Genomic DNA, 1,243 nt, shown 5'->3' on the forward strand with positions numbered 1-1,243 from the left:
GGCCCGGCCAGCGGGTGACGGCGGCACCGACCTTGCGCCAGCCCCTGGTCCGCATGTTCCGCTTGGGTTCGAGCACCTTGCCGAACCGGCTGGCCACCGAGATGATCGCGGCACCGAGGGTCAGCGCGGTGAACACCACGACGGTCATGCCGATGGCCAGCGGGATGCCCAGTGACTGGAAGTACGGCAGCCGGGTGAAGTGCAGACACAGGGTCGCGCCGGCGATCGTCATACCGGAACCCAGCACCACGTGAGCGGTGCCGTGGAACATCGTGTAGTAGGCCTGCTCCCGGGTTTCGCCGGCGCTGCGGGCCTCCTGATATCGGCCGATCAGGAAGATCGCGTAGTCGGTGGCCGCCGCGATCGCCAGCGTCACCAGCAGGTTGGTGGCGAACGTGGACAGCCCGATGATGTTGTAGTAGCCGAGGAAGGCGACCAGGCCACGGGATGCGGTCAGCCCGAACACCACCATGATCAGCGACAGGATCACCGTCGTGATCGAGCGGTAGACCATCAGCAGCATGATGATGATCACCGTGAACGTGAGCATCTCGATCATCCGCATGCTGCGGTCGCCGGCGGTCTGCTGGTCGGCCGACATCGCCGCCGGGCCGGTCACATAGGCCTTGACCCCGTCCGGGGCCTGAACGCCGTCGACGATGTCCATCACGGCTTCGACGGACTCGTTGGCCAGCGCCTCGCCCTGGTTACCGGCGGTATAGACCTGGACGTAGGAGGATCTGCCGTCCGAACTCTGGGCACCCGACGCGGTCAGCGGATCGCCCCAGAAATCCTGGACGTGCTCGACGTGCTTCTTGTCGGCCTCGAGCTTGCCGACGATCTCGTCGTAGTACTTGTGGGAATCGTCGCCGAGCGGCTCGTCGCCCTCGATCACGATCATCACCGAGCTGTTGGACTTGAACTCCTCGAACACCTCGCCGACGCGTTTCATCGCGATCATCGACGGGGCGTCGTCGGGGGTCATCGACACCGAGCGGATCTTGCCCACCTCTTCGAGCTGGGGCACGACCGTGTTGAGCACGGCGATGACGGCGATCCAGACCAGGATGATCGGCACGGCCAGCCGGCGGATCCATTTGGCCAGGCCGCCCTGCTGGGCATGGCGGGGCCCCTGGGCCGGGATCGCGTCGGTCGGGGTGTCGTGATCGCTCATGCGGATTTCACCAAGCAGAAGGTCTGGGCGTTGACGCCGTTGGAGGTGCGCTCGTCTTTGAGTTCATCG

Annotated in this window: 2 protein-coding genes; both read right to left on the minus strand. The window is 65.4% G+C overall.

The window, feature by feature from the left end; translation table 11 throughout:
- The coding region (locus ACWDTP_RS38510; protein WP_450028455.1) for an MMPL family transporter at positions 1-1,174 on the minus strand (1,174 nt) is incomplete at its 3' end.
- Positions 1,171-1,243 (minus strand): MmpS family transport accessory protein (locus ACWDTP_RS38515; RefSeq protein ID WP_217268644.1); only part of this gene is annotated, 73 nt, incomplete at its 5' end. The genes ACWDTP_RS38510 and ACWDTP_RS38515, both read right to left, overlap by 4 nt.

This window comes from Mycobacterium sp. NPDC003449 (assembly GCF_053588415.1).